The 21,696-nt window shown below is 68.9% G+C and carries 3 protein-coding genes; all 3 read left to right on the forward strand.

Annotated features, from left to right (window positions below):
- Nucleotides 1–88: 88 nt before the first annotated feature.
- The 3 genes from A9513_RS07580 to A9513_RS07590 are packed head-to-tail and all read left to right on the forward strand — an operon-like array spanning nucleotide 89 to nucleotide 21,686.
- The gene (locus A9513_RS07580; RefSeq protein ID WP_065084380.1) at nucleotides 89–12,883 is read left to right on the forward strand and encodes a non-ribosomal peptide synthetase; all 12,795 of its coding nucleotides are present in this window, start codon (nucleotides 89–91) and stop codon (nucleotides 12,881–12,883) included.
- The gene (locus A9513_RS07585) at nucleotides 12,883–20,715 is read left to right on the forward strand and encodes a non-ribosomal peptide synthetase (RefSeq protein WP_065084381.1); all 7,833 of its coding nucleotides are present in this window, start codon (nucleotides 12,883–12,885) and stop codon (nucleotides 20,713–20,715) included. The genes A9513_RS07580 and A9513_RS07585 overlap by 1 nt, the downstream gene beginning before the upstream one ends.
- On the forward strand, nucleotides 20,712–21,686 hold the full coding sequence (locus A9513_RS07590) for an alpha/beta hydrolase (RefSeq protein WP_065084382.1): 975 nt from the start codon (nucleotides 20,712–20,714) through the stop codon (nucleotides 21,684–21,686). Before A9513_RS07585 ends, A9513_RS07590 begins: the two co-directional genes overlap by 4 nt.
- Nucleotides 21,687–21,696 lie beyond the last annotated feature (10 nt).

Raw genomic sequence — 21,696 nt, forward strand, 5'->3', positions numbered from 1 at the left:
GCCTGGCTCTAGCTCGCGCGCTCAGGTTCATTCCCGAAAATTTTTTCCCGGCGAATACCCACCATTCGCCGCCAGAACAGGTGATGTCATGAACGACCGTTACGAAGCCGCAGGAAACCTGGTCGAGGCCCTGCTGCAACGCGCCTGCGAAATGCCGCGCAAGACTGCCCTGCGATTCATCGCCGAGAATGTCGAACAGCCCATCAGCTTCCGCGAGCTGGACGAGCGCGCCCGCGCCATGGCCGCCTGGATGCTGCGCCACGGCCAGCAGGGCGACCGCGCCGTGCTGCTATTGCCCAGCGGTCCTGAATACGTCACCGCATTCTTCGCCTCCCTCTACTCGGGGATCATCGCCGTGCCGGCCTATCCGCCGGAGTCGGTGCGCCCGCAGCACCTGGCGCGCCTGCGCTCGATCCTCGACGACGCAGAACCCAGCCTGGTGCTCACCGACTCCACGCTGATCGAAGCCCTGCGCCCGGCCTGCGTGCGCGAGAACGGCGAGAGCCCGCTGCTGCTGGCGGTAGACCAGGCCGATCCGGCGCTGGCCGTCGAATGGCAGATGCCGGAACTGGCCGACGACGACATCGCCTTCCTGCAGTACACCTCCGGCTCTACCTCGACACCCAAGGGCGTGCAGGTCAGCCACGGCAACCTGGTCGCCAACGAGCGGTTGATCCGTCACGGTTTCGGCATCGGTGACGACGACGTGATCGTCAGCTGGCTGCCGCTGTTCCACGATATGGGCCTGATCGGCGGGCTGCTGCAGCCGATCTACAGCGGCATCGAGTGCGTGCTGATGTCGCCGCGCTACTTCCTCGAACGCCCGCGCCGCTGGCTGGAAGCCATCGCCCGCTTCGGCGGCACCGTCAGCGGCGGCCCGGACTTCGCCTACCGGCTGTGCTGCGAGCGAGTCAACGAGGCCGCGCTGGAAGGCCTCGACCTGAGCCAATGGCGCGTGGCCTTCTCCGGCTCCGAGCCGATCCGCCCGGACACCCTGGAACGCTTCGCCGCCTGGTTCGCCCCGGCGCAATTCGACGCCTCGTCCTTCTACGCCTGCTACGGCCTTGCCGAAGCGACCCTGTTCGTCACCGGCGGCGTGCGTGGCGAAGGCATAGCCCAGCTGGAAGTCGACCTCAACGCCCTGGGTGAAAACATCGCCCGCCCGGGGCGCGGTACTTCGCTGATCAACTGCGGCCGCACCCAGCCGGACCACGACGTGCAACTGGTCGACCCAGTGAGTGGCGAAACCCTCGGCCCGGATCGCGTCGGCGAAATCTGCAGCAGTGGCCCCAGCGTCGCGCTGGGCTACTGGCGCAACCCGGAAGCCAGCGCGCGCACCTTCGTCGAGAAGGACGGCCGCACCTGGCTGCGTACCGGCGACCTGGGCTTCCTGCACAACGGCGAACTCTTCGTTACCGGCCGCCTCAAGGACATGCTCATCGTTCGTGGGCAGAACCTCTACCCGCAGGACCTGGAGCGCTGCGTGGAAGAAGAGGTGGACCTGGTGCGCAAGGGCCGCGTCTCCGCCTTCGCCATCGAACACCAGGGCCGCGATGGCATTGGCATCGCCGCCGAAGTCGGCCGTAGCGTGCGCAAGCTGATCTCCGCCGAGGCGCTGGCGAAAGCCATCTCCGCCGCCGTGGCCGAGACCTTCCAGGAGGCGCCGCTGGTGGTGGCGTTGCTGGAGCCGGGCGCATTGCCCAAGACCTCCAGCGGCAAGCTGCAGCGCTCGGCGTGCCGCGCGCAGCTGCTCGATGGCAGCCTGCAGGCCTACGCCATCCAGCGTGCCGGCGAACCGATCAGCGATGGCGCCAGCGCCAGGCCGGTTGCTGCACTGACTGCCGAAGAGCAAGCCATCGCCGCACTCTGGAGCGAGGTGCTAGAGCTGCCGGCGATTCGCCGCGACGACAATTTCTTCGCCCTGGGCGGCAACTCCATCAAGGCCACTCAACTGATGGCGCGCCTGCGCGAACGCCTCGGCCGCGCCGTGGAACTGCGCCTGCTGTTCGAAGCGCCGGAGCTGGGCGCCTTCGTCGCCGCGCTGGCCGCACTGCCGACCACTCAGGTCGAGGCTGTGCCGCAGGTCCCGCGTGACGGTTTGCTGCCGCTGTCGCCAGCCCAGCGCCGCCTGTGGTTCCTCTGGAAGCTGGAACCGGAAAGCGCCGTCTACCACATCGCCGGGCGCATGAGCCTGCGCGGCGAGCTGCGCCGCCCCGCGGTGGAGCAGGCCTTCGCGATGCTGCTGGGTCGCCATGAAACCCTGCGCAGCCGTTTTATCGAACAGGCCGACGGCGAGGTGTCGCTGAGCCTGTCCGACGCGAATCAGGTCGAGCTGACCGAGAGCGACTTCAGTGCTCTGGGCAACGCCCGCCGAGACATCGCCGCCCGCGAGGACGCCGAGGCCTTCGCCTCGCAACCCTTCGACCTGGCCGCCGGCCCGCTGCTGCGCCTGCGCCTGCAGAACCTCGGCGGCGGCCGCCAGGCGTTGCTGCTCTGCGTGCACCACATCATCGCCGACGGCTGGTCGCTGAACCTGCTGCTGGACGAATTCGCCGAGTGCTACCGCGCCATCGTCGAACAGCGCGAGCCGGCGCTGCCGGCGCTGTCGCGCCAGTATCTCGATCTCGCTGCCGCCCAGCAGAACAAGCTGGAAGCGGGTGAGGGCGCGCGCCTGCTGGACTGGTGGAGTGAACGCCTGGGCACCCAGCATTCGCCGCTGGAGCTACCGTTCGCGACCGGTGAAAAAGGCCAGAGCGCCGAGCTGATCGAGCGCGAAGTGGACGCCGAACTGACCGGAAAACTGCGCGGTCTGGCCCAGGCCCACGGCGCCACCCTGCCGATGGTGCTGCTCAGCGCCTACAACCTGCTGCTGCAACGCTACAGCGGCCAGCACGACCTGCGCATCGGCCTGACCCAGGCAGGCCGCGAGCAGCTCGACAGCGAGGGACTGGTCGGCTTCTTCGTCAACCTGCTGGTGCTGCGCAGCGAGCTGCCCGAAGGCGCCAGCCTGCGCGGCGTGCTCCGCCAACTGCGCGACGACCTGCTGCAAGCCCAGGCGCACCAGGGCCTGCCGTTCGAACAACTGGTGGAAGCCCTGCAGCCCGAGCGCGGCCACGGACGCCATCCGCTGTGCCAGGTGGCCTTCGACCACCAGTGGCAGCCGCGCGCCGGCAACGGCCTGCCGGGCGTCAGCGTGGAAGCTTTGGAACAGCTTGACCTGGAAACCCCCTTCGACCTGGTGCTGCGCGTCCGCGAAGGCGAGCAGTCCTTGCGCGTGAGCTTCTGCTACGCGAAGGAGCGCTACGCCGCCACTGGTATGCAGCGCCTCGTCGGGCACTTCCTCGACCTGCTGCGCGCCTTGCCGCAGATGAATGCCGACGCCGCGCTTGATGCCCGCGACTGGTTGCCCGCCAGCGACTGGAGCATCGCCGTGGCCGGTGATGCGCCGGCCTTCGAGGCGCTGAGTGAGACCATCGCCGCCCAGGCCCGCCGCCATCCGGCGAAGGTCGCGCTGATCGACGATCAACGCGAGGTGAATTTCGCCGAGCTGGAAGACCGCTCCAACCGCCTGGCGCAGCGCCTGATCCAGCGCGGCATCGGCCCGGAACGCCGGGTTGCCGTGGCGCTGCCGCGCGGCGTGGATATCCCGCTGGCCCTGCTGGCCGTGATGAAGGCCGGCGGCGCCTACCTGCCGCTGGACGTCGACTACCCCGAGGAGCGCCTCGCCTGGCTGATGCAGGACGCCGGTGTGGACCTGCTGCTGACCAATGCCGCACTGGCCGAGCGCCTGCCGCTGCCCGAGGGCGTCGAGCGCCTGGTGCTGGAAGAAGCCGACCTCGCCAACGCCCTGGCGGTGCGCCCGTTGCTGCACATTCAGGCGCAGAACCTGGCCTACCTGATCTACACCTCCGGCTCCACTGGCCAACCCAAGGGCGTTGCCGTCGCCCACGGCGAGATCGCCGCGCACTGCCGCGCCATCGGCCAGCGCTACGCGATGACCAGCGACGATCGCGAACTGATCTTCATGTCCTTCGCCTTCGACGGCGCCCATGAGCGCTGGCTCACCGCGCTGTCCCACGGCGGCAGCCTGTTGATTCGCAACGACGCGCTGTGGACCGCCGAGCAGACACTGGAACAGCTGCGCCGTCATGCAGTGACCGTCGCCGCCTTCCCGCCGGCCTACCTGCAACAGCTGGCTGAACAAGCGACGGCTCTGGATAAAGAGCATGGCCACGCACCGAGCATGCGCATCTACTGCTTCGGCGGCGACGCGGTGCCGGAAGCGGCGTACCAGTTGGCGCACCAGGCGCTGAAACCGCAACACCTGATCAACGGCTACGGCCCCACCGAAACCGTGGTCACTCCGATGCTCTGGAAGGCGGATGCGCGCACGGCGTGCGGCGCGGCGTATGCGCCTATCGGCGAAGTGGTCGGCGAACGCAGCCTGTATATCCTCGACGACCGCCTGCAGCCGCTGCCGCGCGGCGTGGCCGGCGAGCTGTACATCGGCGGCCACGGCCTGGCTCGTGGTTACCACCAGCGCGCCGGAATGACCGCGGAACGCTTCGTCGCCGACCCCTACGCGGACGGTCTGCGCCTGTACCGCAGCGGCGACCGCGTGCGCTGGCGTGAAGACGGCGCGCTGGACTACCTCGGCCGCGTCGACCAGCAGGTAAAAATCCGTGGCTTCCGTATCGAGCCGGGCGAGATCGAAGCCCGCCTGCGCGCGCTGCCCGGCGTGCGCGAAGCGGCAGTGATCGCCCGTGACAGCGAACGTGGCAAGCGCCTGCTGGGCTACGTGACGGGCGAAGGCGTCGCCGAAGACATCCTGAAAGCCGCGCTGGGTGCGCAACTGCCGGACTACATGGTGCCGTCGCGCATCCTCGTCCTTGCCGAAATGCCGCTCAACGCCAACGGCAAGATCGACCGCAAGGCGCTGCCCGAGCCACAGGACGCCGCCAGCACAACCGAAGCCCCGCGCGAGGGCCTGGAAAGCCGTGTCGCCGCCGTCTGGGCCGAAGTGCTCGGCGTGCCGGCCATCGGCCGCGAGGATGATTTCTTCGAGCTGGGCGGCCACTCGCTGCTGGCCACGCAAGTCATCTCCCGCCTGCGCCGCGACCTGGGTTGCGAAGTCCCGCTGCGCGATCTGTTCGAGGCCAGCCGCCTGGACGAATTCGTCGCCCGGCTCAGTGCGCTGAGCCCAAGCGCCCGCCCGCAGCTGCGTGCCATGGCCCGCGACGGCGACCTGCCGCTGTCCGCCGCGCAGAGCCGCCTGTGGTTCTTCTGGCAGATGGAACCGGCCAGCGCCGCCTACAACGTGCCGGGCGCCCTGCGCCTGCGCGGCGAGCTGGACGAAAACGCGCTGCGCCGTGCCTTCGATGCCCTGGTGGCGCGCCACGAAACCCTGCGCACCACTTTCGATGAAGTGGACGGCCAGGCCTTCCAGCGCATCCAGCCGGCCCAGCCGCTGGACCTGGCGCGTGTCGACCTGTCCGCTGAAAAAGACGCCGAAGCTGCCGCCCGTCGATTGGCCGAGGTGGAAGCACAGCGCCCGTTCGACCTGCGCAACGGCCCGCTGCTGCGTCTCACGCTGATGCGATTGTCTCCAAAAGAAGTGGCCGACGCCGACCACGTGCTGCTGCTGACGATGCACCACATCGTCTCCGATGGCTGGTCGATCCGCGTGCTGGTGGACGAGTTCAGCCGTCTCTATGGCGCCTTCGCTGCCGGTGAGGCACTGCAACTGCCGGCGCTGCCGGTGCAGTACGCCGACTACGCCCAGTGGCAGCGCGAGCTGCTGGCGGGCGAGGAGGGCCGGCGTCAGCTGAACTGGTGGACCGAGCAACTCAGCCAGGACACACCGGTCCTGGAACTGGCCGCCGACCACCCGCGCCCGGCGGTGCAGAGCTACCGCGGCGGCAGCCTCGGCTTCAGCCTGGATGCCGGGCTGGGTGGCCGTCTCAAGCAGCTGGCCCGCGAGCAGGACGTCACCCTGTTCATGCTGCTGCTCGGCGCCTATGCCGTGCTGATGCAGCGCTACAGCGGCCAGCGCGACCTGCGCATCGCGGTGCCCATCGCCAACCGCCAGCAGTTGGAAACCGAAGGGCTGATCGGCTTCTTCGTCAACACCCAGGTGATGCCGTTCCAGCTTGCCGATGACGAATCCTTCGCCGTGCTGCTGGCCCGCCTCAAGCCGTTGGCGCTGGGGGCGCAAGCGAACCAGGACCTGCCGTTCGAACAACTGGTGGAAGCGCTGCAACCCGAACGCAGCCTGGCCTACAACCCGCTGGTGCAGGTGAAATTCAACTTCGGCTTCGACGTCAGCCGCCTGCCCGATGCCGGCGCGCTGAAGCTGGAACTGTTCAGCGAAGAGCAGTACGGCGCGCGCTTCGACCTGGCCCTGGACATGGCCGAGGCGCTGGACGCCAACGGCCAGCCGGGCGATGAGCTGCGCGGCAGCTTCGTCTATGCCCGCGACCTGTTCCTTGATGCCAGCGTCGCCGCCATCGCCAGCCAGTTCGAAACGCTGCTGCGCCAGCTGTGCGCCGAGCCGCAGCGCGCCCTCGGTGAGCTGCCGCGCCCGGTGGCGTCGCGCCGCCGTGGCGAGGTGCGCCAATGGCCGCAACAGGATGTTCTCGGCCTGTTTGCCGCGCAGGTTGCCGCGCAACCGGACGCCATCGCTGTGCAGGATGAGGGCGTGCGCTACAGCTACGCGGAACTGGATGCGCGCAGCAACCGCCTGGCCAATACGCTGATCGACAGCGGCGTGGAGCCGGTCGAGTGCGTCGCCATCTGCCAGGAGCGTAGCGCGCAGTGGGTGCTCCTGCTGCTGGGCGTGCTCAAGGCTGGCGCCACCTACGTGCCGCTGGACCCGGCGCAACCCGCCGAACGCCTGCGTAATCTGATCCAGGACAACGGCATCGGCCGCGTGTTGCTGAGTGAGGTAGCGCTGCTGGAAACCTTCGGCGAAGCGGCCACGCTGATCCCGGCCGGCGGCCCAGAGCAGGGCAGTGCCGCTGCGCCTGCTCGGCGCATCGATCCGCAGCAGGCCGCTTACGTCATCTTCACCTCCGGCTCCACCGGCCAACCCAAGGGCGTGCGCGTCAGCCACGGCGCGCTGGCCAACTACGTGCAGGCCGTGCTGGAACGTCTGCAACTGGACCAGGGCCGCGCCCAGGGGCTGGGCATGGCGATGGTTTCCTCGGTGGCTGCCGACCTCGGCCACACCACGCTGTTCGGCGCGCTGTGCGGCGGTGGCCGCCTGCACCTGGCGGATGCCCAGGCGGTGGCGGATGCCGAACGCTTCGCCGCGTTCATGCAGGACGTGGACGTGCTGAAGATCGTCCCCAGCCATCTCGCCGGTTTGCTGGCGGCCGCACCGAATGCTGCTGCCGTGCTACCGCGCCGCCTGCTGGTGGTGGGCGGTGAAGCCTGCGACCGCGCGCTGCTGCAAGCGCTGCGCGAGCTCTCGCCCAAGCTGCGCATCGTCAACCACTACGGCCCCAGCGAGTCCACCGTGGGCGCACTGACCCACGAATGGTCGCTGGTGGATGATCTGCCGGCGGCCAGCCTGCCCATCGGTACGCCGTTGGCCAACACCGCCGTCCGCGTGCTCGACGAGCATGGCCGTGACCTGCTGCCGGGCGTAGCGGGCGAGCTGTACATCGGCGGTGCCGGCCTGGCACTGGGCTACCTCGGCCAGCCGGAAATGACGGCCGAACGCTTCGTGGAGATCGAGGGGGAGCGCCTGTACCGCAGTGGCGACCGTGTGCGCCTGAACCGTCACGGCGCCGTGGAATTCCTCGGCCGCGTCGATGACCAGGTGAAAATCCGTGGCTACCGCGTCGAGCCGGGCGAACTGGCGCAGGCGCTCAAGCGCCTGCCCGGCGTGCGTGATGCCGTGGCCTTGGCCGAGCGTGAGGGCGACGGCCCGATGAGGCTGCTGGCCTGGGCCGTGGCCGAAGGGCAGAGCGTTGAAAGTCTGCGTGAAAGCCTGGCCGCCGAAGTCCCCGAATACCTGCTGCCGGCCCACCTGATGCTGCTGGAACGCCTGCCGCTGAACGCCAACGGCAAGGTCGACCGCAAGGCCCTGCCGCGTGTCGAAATGGCTGCCAAAGCGTTGGACAGCGCACCGCTCTCCGAACTCGAACAGCGCATCGCCGACATCTGGCAGGCGGTGCTGAAGGTCGAGCGCGTTGGCGCCGAGGACAACTTCTTCGAGCTGGGCGGCGACTCCATCCTCAGCCTGCAGATCATCGCGCGCATCCGCAAGCTGGGTTACAAGCTCAGCCCGAAACAGCTGTTCGAGCGCCAGAGCGTCCGCCAGCTCTCCCAATGGCTGGAAAGCCGCGCACCGGCTGCCGTTGCGGTACCGGCTCCGGTGGCCGCTGTCAGCGGCGAAGTCGTCTTGTCGCCGGTGCAGGCGCGTTTTTTCGAACGCGTGCCGAGCGCCCAACGGCATCACTGGAACCAGGCACTGCTGCTGCAACCGCGCGAAGCGTTGAACAGCGACGCACTGGCCCGCGCGCTGCACTGGCTGGTCGGCCAGCACGACGCACTGCGCCTGCGCTTCGACGGCAGCCGCCAGCGTTACGCTGAACAGGGTGCGCTGGACATGACCCTCCTTTGGCGCCGCCGCGCCGCCGACGCTCGCACCCTGGAGCGCCTGTGCGACGACGCCCAGGCCAGCCTGGATATTGCCAACGGCCCGCTGCTGCGCGCCATGCACGTCACGCTGGAAAGCGGCGGCGAACGCCTGCTGCTGGTAATCCACCACCTGGCGGTGGATGGCGTGTCCTGGCGCATCCTGCTGGAAGACCTGCAGTACGCCTACCGCGAACTGCGCGCCGGCCGCACGCCCGCCGCGCTGCCGCGCAGCGACAGCTACCAGGCCTGGAGCGCTCGCCAGCAGGCGGCCGTCAATAACGCTGCCGCCGAGCTCGACTACTGGCAGGCCGAACTGCGCGATGCACCGCGTCTGAACCGCGCCCGCAGCGACGCCCCGGCCACCTGGAAGGAAGCCGCCAACGCGCGCTTCAGCCTCGATGCCGACACCACCCGTCAACTGCTCGGCCCGGCACTGAAGGCGCAGCGCGTGCAGATCAACGACCTGCTGCTGACCGCGCTGGCCCGCGCCCTGTGTGCCTGGACCGGTGAGTCCTCCGCGCTGGTGGAAATGGAAGGCCACGGCCGGGATGCCTTCGAGGGCGAAGCAGCGCTGGACCTGAGCCGTTCCGTGGGCTGGTTCACCGCGCTGTATCCGCTGCGCCTGCAAGCCGGCGGCGAGCCGGGCGCGGACCTGCGCGCTACCCGCGAGCACCTGCGCAACCTGCCGCGCGCCGGCATGGGGTACGGCCAACTGCGCTACCTCAGCCAGCATGCCGCCAGCCTGCGTGACCTACCGGCGCCGCAGGTCACCTTCAACTACCTCGGCCAGCTCGACCAGGCGTTTGCCGACGCCGACTTCCTGCCGGCCTTCGAAGGCGTGGGCCGCAGCCAGCCGCTGAATGCCGCGCTGGGCAATGCGCTGGTCTATGCCGGCCGTGTGCTGGGCGGCGAGCTGAGCCTGGAAGTCACCTACAGCCGCTTCATGTTCGACGCTGCCGACATCGACGAGCTGCAAGCGCTGCTGCGCGCCGAATTGCAGGCGCTGGTCGCTTATTGCCTGAATACGCCACTCCCGCTGCAAGCCAGCGAACTGCCGCTGCTCGGCCTCGACCAGCCACAGCTCGATGCACTGCCGCTGCCGGCCGGCGTGGAAGACCTCTATCCGCTGTCGCCGATGCAGCAGGGCATGCTGTTCCACGCCCTCGACGTGCCGGGCTCTTCGCTCTACGTCAACCAGCTGCGCGTCGATCTTGACGGCCTCGATGAAGCCCGCTTCCTCGACGCCTGGCGCGCGGTTATCGTCCGCCACGCCAACCTGCGCACCGGCTTCCTCGCCAGTGCGGATGCGGCGCCGTTGCAGTTCGTCCTGCGTGAGGTGCAGTTGCCGGTGCAGTCCTTCGATTGGCGCGACCAGCAGGTCAGCGAGCAGCAGTTGGAAAGCGTCGCCGACGCCCAGCGCAACCTGGGCTTCGACCTGGCCCAGCCGCCGCTGCAACGCCTGGCGCTGGTGCGTCTCGGTGAGCGCCGCTACCACCTGATCTGGACCTGTCACCACCTGCTGCTGGACGGCTGGAGCAGCGCGCGGCTGATCGGCGAAGTGCTCGCCCTCTACCGTGGCGAGTCGCTGCCGGCGCCCGCCGCGCAGTACGGCGACTACATCGGCTGGCTGCACGCCCAGGACGGCACCGTCGGTGAAACCTTCTGGCGCGAACGCCTGAAGGGCTTCGAGGAGCCGACCCTGCTGGCCACCGCCTGCAACGCGAGCTTCCGCGAGGAACCGTTGCGCGAGCTGCGCAGCCGTCTCGACTCGGCGCCGCTGCAACGCTTTGCCCAGGCCCAGCGCATCACCCTCAACACCCTGGTGCAGGGCGCCTGGGCGCTGCTGCTGCAACGCTACTGCGGCCAGCGCAGCGTGACCTTCGGCGCCACCGTCGCCGGTCGCCCGGCGACCCTGCCGGGAGCGGAGGAGAGCCTCGGGTTGTTCATCAACACCCTGCCGATCCTGCAGACCCCGGACGACGCCCAGCGCGTCGGCGACTGGCTGCGTCAATTGCAGGCCTTCAACCTCGACGTGCGCGAGTTCGAGAACACGCCGCTGTACGACATCCAGCGCTGGGCCGGCCGTGGCGGGCAGGCAATGTTCGACAGCCTCATCGTGTTCGAGAACTTCCCCATGGACGCGGCGCTGTCGTCGTCCGCGAACGATGAGCTGCGCATCCTCGGCCATCGCCCGGTGGACGGTACCAACTACGCCCTGGCCCTGGTGGCCAGTGCCGGCGAGCAGTTGGACGTGCGCTACACCTACCGTGCCGACCGCTTCAGCGCGAGCCAGATCGAACAGCTGCGCGGCCACTTCGAGCGCCTGCTGCTGGCTCTGGTGGAAGACGCCGAGCGCCCGCTGGGCCGCGTCAACCAGCTGGCCGACGCGGAGCGCAACGCGCTGCTGCAACGCTTCAACGACACCGCGGCGACATTCCCGGCAGACGTGCAGCTGCAGGAGCTGATCGAACGCCAGGTTGCCGCGACCCCGGATGCGCTGGCCCTGCAATTCGGCGAACAGCGCCTGAGCTACGCCCAGCTCAACGCCCGCGCCAACCAGCTTGCGCACTGGCTGCGCGGCCAGGGTGTCGGCCCGGACGTACTGGTCGGTGTGGCCGCAGAGCGTTCGGTGGAGCTGGTGGTGGCCCTGCTGGGCATCGTCAAGGCCGGCGGCGCCTATGTGCCGATGGACCCGGACTACCCGCAGGACCGCCTGCAACACATGCTGGGCGACAGCGGCGTCAATCTTCTGCTGACCCAGCAATACCTGTTGGAACGCCTGCCGCAGACGGCTGCGAAAACCCTGTGCCTGGACAGCCAGTGGAGCGAAATCGCCACGGCTTCCGAGCAGAACCCCGTCATCCAAGGCAGCCCGCAGAACCTCGCGTACCTCATCTACACCTCCGGTTCCACCGGTAAACCCAAGGGTGCCGGCAACAGCCACCGCGCGCTGGTCAACCGCCTGCACTGGATGCAGAAAGCCTACGCGCTGGATGCCTCCGACCGCGTGCTGCAGAAGACTCCGTTCAGCTTCGACGTATCGGTGTGGGAGTTCTTCTGGCCGCTCATGACCGGTGCGGCGCTGGTGGTCGCCGCGTCTGGTGCGCACCGCGACCCGTCGGCGCTGCGCCGGGTGATCGAGGCGGGGCGGGTCACCACGCTGCACTTCGTGCCGTCGATGCTGCAGGCCTTCGTCGCTTCCGGCGAACTGGAGCGCTGCACCTCGCTGCTGCAGGTGATGTGCTCCGGCGAGGCGCTGCCCTATGAGCTGCAACAACAGTTCCGCCAGCGCAGCAGCGCCAGGCTGCACAACCTCTACGGCCCCACCGAAGCGGCGATCGACGTCAGCTTCTGGGCCTGCGACGAGGACAGTGCGCGGCAGGTCGTGCCCATCGGCCGGCCCATCGACAACCTGCGCCTGGTGCTGCTGGACGAGCGCCTGGAGCCGGTGCCGCAGGGCGTGGCCGGCGAGCTGTACATCGGTGGCGTCGGCCTGGCGCGCGGTTACCACGCGCGCCCCGGTCTGACGGCTGAGCGTTTCATTGCCGATCCGTTTGGCAGCGCCGAGCGGCTGTACCGCACCGGCGATTTGGCTCGCCAACGTGAGGATGGCGCCATCGAATACCTTGGTCGCCTCGACCACCAGGTGAAGATTCGCGGCCTGCGCATCGAGCTGGGCGAGATCGAGGCGCGCCTGCAAGCGCAGCCGGAGGTCAGCGAAGCGGTGGTGGTGGCGAAGGACGGTGTGCTGCTGGCCTACGTGGTCGCCAGCGCCGAGCCTGAAGCCCTGCGCCAGGCGCTGCAAGGCGAGCTGCCGGACTACATGGTGCCGTCGCGGATCATCGCCCTCGACGCCATGCCGCTGTCGCCCAACGGCAAGCTGGACCGCAAGGCCCTGCCGGACCCGCAACTGGGCGAGCGCCTGCGCGAATACGTGGCGCCGCGCAGCGACCTGGAAGTCGAGCTGGCCGGTATCTGGCAGCACGTGCTGCAAGTGGATCGCGTCGGCCTGCACGACGACTTCTTCGAGCTGGGCGGCCATTCGCTGCTGCTCACCCAGGTCGGCCTGACCCTGCGTCAGCGCCTGGGCCTTGAGTTGCCGCTGCATCGCCTGTTCGAACTGAGCAATATCGAGGCGCTGGCCGCCTGGATCGAAGCCCAGCGCGCGAGCTCCGCCAGTGCGGAAGAGGAACTGGACCTGATGGACGAACTGCTCGGCGAGCTGGAGAACCTGTAATGACCCACCCGATGGACGCCCAGCTGAAGCAGGTCGCGGAGCGCCTTGGCGCGCTCTCCGAGGACAAACAGATCGTCTTCCTGCGCCAGCTTCGCGAGAAGGGCGTGAGCCTGTCGCGCCTGCCGATCCTCCGCGAGGGGCGCGAGCACGCGCCACTGTCGGCGGCACAGGCGCGCCTGTGGTTCCTCTGGCAGATGGAGCCGCACAGCGCCGCCTACAACATCCCGGCCGCCGTGCGCCTGCGCGGCACGCCGGACGAGGGCGCGCTGGAGTGTGCTTTCACCGCGCTGATCGCGCGCCATGAAAGTCTGCGTACGGTGTTTCGCTCTGGTAGGGCGAATGACGCGCAGCGTCATCCGCCGCAACGAGGGCCGGGTATGGCGGCAGATGGCGAGGTGATGCAGTGCATCCTGCCGCCTGGGCCGGCGCAGCTGGAGGCGAAGGATTTCGGTAGCGAAGCCGAGGCGCGGCAATGGCTTAACGAGTGCGCCCAGCGCACCTTCGACCTCGCCGCAGGCCCGCTGCTGCGCCTGCACCTGGCGCGTCTGCCGGGTGAAGCGCTGCTGCTGGTGAACCTGCATCACATCATTGCCGATGGCTGGTCCATCGGGGTACTGATTGACGAGTTCGCGGTGCTGTACAGCGCCGAGGTGCAAGGCGCGAAAGCCGACCTGGCCGAGCTGCCGATCCAGTACAGCGACATCGCCCGCTGGCAGCGCCTGTGGCTGGCGGCCGGCGAGGGCGAGCGGCAACTGGCGTACTGGAAGGAGCAGCTGGGCGACGAATCGCTGCTGCTGACCCTGCCGGGCGATCGGCCGCGTCCGCTGGTGCAGAGCTACCGCGGCGCTACCTTCGACTTCGAGTTGCCGCGCGAGCTGAGCGACGCGCTGCGCGACCTGGCGCGCGGGCAGGGCGCCACGCTGTTCATGCTGATCCTCGCTGCGTACCAGCTGCTGCTGTCGCGCTACAGCGGCCAGCGCGAGCTGCGCGTCGGCGTGCCCATTGCCGGACGTGGCCGTGCCGAGAGTGAGCGGCTGATCGGCTTCTTCGTCAACACCCAGGTGCTGACGGCTCGCATCGACGGCGACGAATCCTTCAGCGCCTTCCTGGCCCGCACCCGTGAAGCGGTGCTCGGCGCCCAGGCCAACCCGGACCTGCCCTTCGAACAACTGGTGGATGCGCTGCAACCCGAGCGCAGCCTGAGCTACAACCCGCTGTTCCAGGTGGCCTGCAACCACCAGCCGAGCCGCCGCGATGCCCTGCGCGAACTGCCCGGCGGCCTGCAGCTGGAAAGCCTGGAGCTGGACAGCGGCATCGCCAAATTCGACCTGACCCTGAACACCGAGGAAAGCCGCGACGGCCAGGTGCGCGGGCAGTTCATGTACGCCACCGACCAGTTCGATGAGGCGACCCTCTCACGCCTCTGCGGGCATTTCCTCAACCTGCTGCGCGGTATCGTCGCCGATCCGCATTGCCCGGTCGCGCGCCTGCCGTTGCTCGATGGCCGCGAGCGTGAACAATTGCTCCACGGCTGGAACGCCACCGACGTCGAGTATCCGCGCGATGCCTGCCTGCACCAACTGATCGAGCAGCAGGCGGCGCGCACGCCGAACGACATCGCGTTGACCGATGGCCAGCGCAGCTTCAGCTACGCCGAGCTGAACAGCCGCGCCAATCGCCTCGCGCACTGGCTGCGTGAGCAGGGTGTCGGCCCGGACAGCCGCATCGGCGTGGCGCTGGAGCGCTCCGTCGAACTGCCGGTGGCTTTGCTCGCCGTGCTCAAGGCCGGCGGCGCCTACGTGCCGCTGGACCCGGAATTCCCCGCCGAACGCCTGGCGCACATGCTCGACGACGGCGACGTGCGCCTGCTGCTGACCCAGCAGCACCTGCTCGGCGAGCTGCCGCAGACCGGCGCCCGCGCGTTCTGCCTGGACCGCGACTGGGCACAACTGGAAGGCTACGCCGACAGCGATCTGCACAACCTCGCTCGCCCGGACGATCTCGCCTACGTCATCTACACCTCCGGCTCCACCGGCAAGCCCAAGGGCGTCGCGGTGCGCCACGGCGGGGTGGTCAACTTCATGCTCAGCATGGCCAGCGAACCGGGCCTGGATGCGCGGGACCGCGTGCTCGCGCTGACCTCGCTGTCCTTCGATATTTCCGCGCTGGAGCTGTACCTGCCGCTGCTGGTCGGCGGCCGCGTGGTGCTGGTAGACCGCGACGTCGCCCGCGACCCGGCGCGCCTGCTGGGCGTGGCACTGGAGCAGGGCGTGACGGTGATCCAGGCGACGCCGAGCACCTGGACGCTGCTCAGCGGCCATGAGGACTTCCCGCGCCTGAATGGTTGCCGCTTCTTCTGCGGCGGCGAGGCGTTGTCCGCCGAGCTCGCGGACAAGCTCACCACGCAGACCGAGGCTCTTTGGAACCTCTACGGCCCCACCGAAACCACCATCTGGTCGGCGGCCTGGAAGATCGACAAGGGCGCCCGAGCACTGCTCGGCAAGCCCATCGCCAACACCCAGCTGTACATCCTCGACGGCGAACTGCAGCCGGCTCCCATTGGCGTGGCCGGCGAGCTGTACATTGCCGGCGACGGCCTGGCGCGCGGCTACCATGGGCGCCCCGAGCTGACCGCCGAGCGCTTCGTCGCTGATCCCTACGCTGGTTTATACGGCCAGCCAGGCCGGCGCATGTACCGCACCGGCGACCTGGCGCGCTGGCGGGCAGACGGTGTGCTGGAGTACCTCGGCCGCCTCGACCACCAGGTGAAGATTCGCGGCTTCCGTATCGAACTGGGCGAGATCGAGTCGCGCCTGCTCGGCCAACCCGGCGTGCGCGAGGCAGTGGTGATCGCTCGCGATGCGGGGCAGGTCAAGCAACTGGTCGGCTACGTCACCGGGCAGATCGATACCGACCTGCGTGCCGCGCTGCTGGAAGAGCTGCCGGATTACATGGTCCCGGCGCAGATCGTCCAGTTGGAGCGCATGCCGCTCACGCCGAACGGCAAGCTGGACCGCAAGGCCCTGCCGGAGCCGGACTTCAGTCTGCTGCAGAAAAGCTACCGCGCGCCGGAGAGCGAGCGCGAGCAGACGCTCGCGGCCATCTGGTGCGCCGTGCTGGGCCTGGAACGGGTCGGCCTGGACGACAATTTCTTCGAGCTGGGCGGCGACTCCATCGTTTCCATCCAGGTGGTCAGCCGCGCGCGTGCCGCCGGGTTGCAGCTGAGCCCGAAGGACCTGTTCCAGCACCAGACGCTGCAGGCACTGGCCCGTGTGGCCGGTGACATGGTGCACGCCGAGGTGCCAGTTGCCGCGGCTCAGATAGAGGCACCGAATGCCGCCCAACTGGCCGCGCTCGGTCTGAACCCCGACGAGATCGAAGACCTCTACCCGCTGTCGCCCATGCAGCAGGGCATGCTGTTCCACGGCGTGGACGGCAGCGAGGGGGGCGTCTACGTCAACCAGCTGCGCGTGGAAGTGCAGGGGCTGGACGTCGAGCGCTTCCGCGGCGCCTGGCAGGCTGCGCTGGATGCCCATGACAACCTGCGCGCCGGCGTGCACTGGCAGGGCCTCGATAAGCCGCTTCAAGCCGTGCACAAACGTGTCGAGCTGCCGCTGGAAGTCCTGGACTGGCGTGGCCGCGAGGACATGGATGCAGCACTGGACGAGCTGGCTGCCGCCGAACGCAGCCGCAGCTTCGACCTGGAGCGTCCGCCGCTGCTGCGCCTGGTGCTCGTGCGCAGCACCGAGGACAGCCACCAGCTGGTCTACACCCACCACCACATCCTGCTCGACGGCTGGAGCAATGCCCAGCTGTTCGCCGAAGCCCTGCGCCGCTACAACGGCGAAAGCATCGCCGAGCAGGGCCGCTACCGCGACTACATCCACTGGCTGCAAGCGCAGGACCCGCAGCAGGCGCAGGACTTCTGGGGCGCGCGCCTGCAAGGCTTCGCCCAGCCCACCGTGCTGGCCGACAGCCTGACGCGCCCGGCCGAGGGCAGCGGCCACGGCCTGGAATACAGCCGCTACGACGCGGCGGCCACCGAACGCCTGAAAGCCTTCGCCCGTAGCCAGCGGGTGACGCTGAACACCCTGGTGCAGGCGGCGTGGATTCTCCTGCTGCAACGCTACACCGGCCAGCAACGCGTGGCCTTCGGCGCCACCGTGGCCGGGCGCCCGGCGCAACTGGCCGGCGCCGACAGCCTGCTGGGCCTGTTCATCAACACGCTGCCCATCGTCCAGGCGCCGGCCGAACAGGCCGATCTGGGCGACTGGCTGCGCGAACTGCAGGCCTACAACCTGGACGTGCGCGAGTTCGAGCACACGCCGCTGTACGACATCCAGCGATGGGCCGGCCAGGCCGGGCAGGCGCTGTTCGACAGCATCATCGTGTTCGAGAACTACCCGGTCGACGAAGTGCTGCGCAGCGCCCAGGGCCCGCGTTTCGGCGAGCTGAAATCCAAGGACGAGACCAGCATTCCGATGGACCTCGCGGTGCGCGTCGACGACAGGCTCGAGATCGAGTACCAGTACCTGCGCGCGCACTTCAGCGCACCGGCCGTGGCGCGCCTGCGCGGCAACCTGGAACAGGTGCTGGACAGCCTGCTGCACGGCGCCGGCAAGCGCGTCGGCGAGCTGCAGTGCCTCTCCGCCGATGACCGCGCGGCCCTGGCCGCCTGCCGTGGCCCGCACCAGTCGCTGCCGCCAGCCGAGCCGGTGCATCTGGCGATTGCGCGTCAGGCCGCTTTGCGCGGCGATGAGGTGGCGCTGATCTGTGGCGACGAGGAGATCGACTACGCGGCGCTGGAGCGCGACTCCAACCGCCTGGCCCATCGGCTGATGGCACTGGGCGTCGGCCCGGAAGTCCGCGTCGGCGTGGCGTTGCCGCGCAGCGTGCGCATTCCGTTGGCGCTGCTGGCGGTGCTCAAGGGTGGGGGTGCCTATGTACCGCTGGACGCCGAGTACCCGCGCGAGCGCCTGGAGTTCCAGATGGCCGATGCCGGCATTGCGCTGCTGATTACCGACAGCCGACTGCGCGAACGCCTGCCGCTGCCGGCAGGGGTGCAGTGCCTGGAGCTGGACGGCCTCGATCTTTCGTCTGAAGACAGCGATCTGCCGGTGGTGGCGCTGGAGCCGGAAAACCTCGCCTACCTGATCTACACCTCCGGCTCCACCGGCAAGCCCAAGGGCGTGGCGGTGAGCCACGGCCCGCTGGCCATGCACTGCGCGGCCATCGGCGAGCTGTACCGGATGGACGCGGCGACCCGCGAGCTGCACTTCATGTCCTTCGCCTTCGACGGCGCCCACGAGCGCTGGCTGACCACCCTGGTGCACGGCGGCAGCCTGGTGCTGCGCGGCGATGAGCTGTGGACGCCGGAGCAGACCTACCGTGTGCTGCACGACAAGCAGGTGAGCGTGGCGGCCTTCCCGCCGGTCTACCTGCAGCAACTGGCCGAGCATGCCCTGCGTGACGGCAACCCGCCGCCGGTGCGCATCTACTGCTTCGGTGGTGATGCGGTGCCCAATGCCAGCTTCGAACTGGCCAAACGCGCGCTGCGCGCCGAACACCTGATCAATGGCTACGGCCCCACGGAAACCGTGGTCACGCCGCTGCTGTGGAAAGCCGACCGCGCGACTGCCTGCGATGCCGCCTATGCGCCCATCGGCAAGGGTGTCGGCGCGCGCAAGCTGTACATCCTCGACGAGCAACTGCGCCAGGTTCCACTGGGCGTGGCGGGCGAGCTGTACATCGGCGGCGACGGCCTGGCGCGTGGCTACCACAACCGCGCCGGATTGACCGCCGAGCGTTTCGTGGCGGACCCGTTCGATGCTCGCGGTGGCCGGCTCTACCGCTCCGGCGACCTGGTGCGCGGCCGCGCCGATGGGGTGATCGACTACGTGGGCCGGATCGACCATCAGGTGAAGATTCGCGGCTTCCGCATCGAACTGGGCGAGATCGAGGCGCGCCTGCAGGATCACCCGCAGGTCAGTGAGGCGCTGGTGGTCGCTCGCGACGGTATCAGCGGCAAGCAACTGGTGGGCTACGTGGTCGGTGAGGTGGAAGGCGACGCGTTGCGCAGCTTCCTCCGCGCCCAGGTGCCGGACTACATGGTACCGGCGCAGATTCTCAAGCTTGCGCGCTTCCCGCTGTCGCCAAACGGCAAGATCGACCGCAAGGCGCTGCCCGAGCCGACCTGGCAGGGCGAGGCCTACGAGGCGCCGCGCAACGCGCGCGAGCAGGCCCTGGCCGACATCTGGCAGGACGTGCTGCAAGTGGAGCGCGTCGGCATCCGCGACAACTTCTTCGACCTCGGCGGCGATTCCATCCTCAGCCTGCAGATCGTCTCCCGCGCCCGCCAGGCGCTGGGCGAGGGTGTGGAAATCCGCCTGCGCGACCTGCTGCAGTACCAGACCATCGCCGGCCTGCTGGAGCGCGCCGAGAGCGTGGCCGAGGACGCGCCGACAGCGGCCGTGGCGGTCGCCGATGACGGCGAATCCTTCGGCCTGGTGCCGATCCAGCAATGGATGTTCGAGCAGCAGCTGGAGGAGCCCAACCACTTCAACCAGGCGGTGTTGCTGGAGTGCCGCCAGCGTCTGGATGCCGATGCGCTGGAGGCGGCGCTGCAAGGCTTGCTGGCCGAGCACGGCAGCCTGCGCCTGTCCTTCGCCCGTGGCGCGGACGGCGTGTGGCGCCAGCGCTATTGCGAGGCCAGCGAGATCACCGGTGCGCTGCTCTGGCAGCGTCAGGCGGCGAATGCCGAGGAAGCGCTGCTGATCGCCAACCAGGCGCAGCGCAGCCTGGACCTGGGCGAAGGCCGTCTGCTGCGCGGCGTGCTCACCGACATGGCCGACGGCACCCAGCGCCTGCTGCTGGTGATCCATCACCTGGGCGTGGACGGCGTGTCCTGGCGCATCCTGCTGGAGGAGCTGCAACGGCGCTACGCCGCGCAGCTCAGCGGCGAGCCGGCGCCGCGTCTCGAGCGCACCAGCACTTATCGCGCCTGGGCCGAAGGCCTGCGCGAGTATGCCGACAGCCAACTGGCGCAAGCCGACCTGCCGTACTGGCTGGAGCAGACCGACACCACCGGCCTGGGCGAGCCGCTGCGCGACAACCCGCGCGGCGCCGAGCGCATGGCGCACCTGGAGCAAACGTTCCTGCGCCTGGACCGCGAGCAGACCCAGCGCCTGCTGAAGGTAGCTCCGGAGGCCTACCGCACGCAGATCAACGACCTGCTGCTGACCGCCCTGGGCCGCACGCTGTGCCAGTGGTGCGACAGCGAGTCGGTGCTGATCGGCCTGGAAGGCCATGGCCGCGAGGACATTCTCGACAGCGTCGACCACAGCCGCACGCTCGGCTGGTTCACCAGCCTGTTCCCGCTGCGCCTGACGCCGGGGCAGGGCGGTTACGCCCAGTCCATCCCGACCATCCGCCAGCAACTGCGCGCGGTACCGGACAAGGGCATCGGCTACGGCGCCTTGCGCTACCTGGGCGACAGCGCGCTGCGCCGCCAGCTCGCCGCCCGCGCCGAGCCGCGCGTCACCTTCAACTACCTCGGCCAGTTCGACCAGAGCTTCGATGACCAGGCGCTGTTCGTGCCGCTGCAGGAGAAGCCCGGCGACACCTACGCCGCCAGCACGCCGATGAACAACTGGCTGGAGATCGTCGGCCAGGTCTATGACGGCGAACTGACCCTGCGCTGCATGTTCAGCCGCCGGGTGTTCCGCCCGTCGCGCATCGAGGCGCTGATGGCGACGCTGCGTGAAGAACTGGACGGTGTGATCGGCTACTGCTGTGCGCAGGTCGAAAGCGCCAAGGAAAAGGCCACGGTATGAACGCATTGATGACAGAGGTCGGCATGCTGCACCCGGAGATTTCCGCGTTTCTCGATATGGTCGACGAGGGCCGCCGCAGTGGTCGTCCGGCACTGCATGAACTGCCGGTAGGGCAGGCGCGGGAGGACTTCGAAGCGTCGTCCGAATCGCTCAAGGCCGGGGCGCCGTCGATGCCGGTGGAGGCATTGCGGATTCCTGCGCGGGATGGCCGTGAACTGCCCGCACGGTTGTATCGGCCCGCTTTCACCGGAAACGGGGCGGGCGACGCGGCGATCCTGTATTTCCACGGCGGCGGCTACACGGTCGGCAGCCTGGATTCCCACGATGGCTTGTGCCGGCTGCTGGCGAAGCACTGCGGTTGCTCGGTGATTTCGCTGGGCTACCGACTGGCACCGGAGGCGCCTTTCCCGGCGGCTACCCACGACGCCCGCGATGCCTGGAACTGGCTGCTGGCTGCTGCCGCCAGCCTGGGCTTGAACGCGCGCCGCCTGGCGGTGGGCGGCGACAGCGCCGGCGCTACCCTGGCCACCGTGCTCTGCGCCGAGCTGGCGGGCGAGGGCGTCGAGCAGCCTTGCGCGCAGTTGCTGTTCTATCCCGCGGCGGATGCCAGCAAGCGCAGCGAATCCCAGGAGCTGTTCGCCGAAGGCTATCTGCTGGAAACCGCCAGCCTGGACTGGTTCTACGAGCAGTACGTGCCCGACGCTTCTCAGCGCCGCGATTGGCGTTGCTCGCCGTTGCATGCGGGAGCGGCCCTGCAAGGCAGCGCTCCGGCGCTGCTGTTGGCCGCGGAATTCGATCCGTTGCTGGACGAAGGCCTGGCCTACGCCCATGCGCTGGTGGCGCAGGGCGTGGAGGTGGAAGCCGAGCGCTGCTGCGGGATGACCCATGACTTCCTGCGGATGGGCAACCTGGTGCCGGAAGTCGACGGGTATTACCGGCGGGTGGCGGAGTTTCTGGCGGCGCGCTGGTGAGCTTCCCTGT

It is taken from the genome of Pseudomonas sp. AU12215 (assembly GCF_001675465.2).
Taxonomy (GTDB): domain Bacteria; phylum Pseudomonadota; class Gammaproteobacteria; order Pseudomonadales; family Pseudomonadaceae; genus Pseudomonas; species Pseudomonas nitroreducens.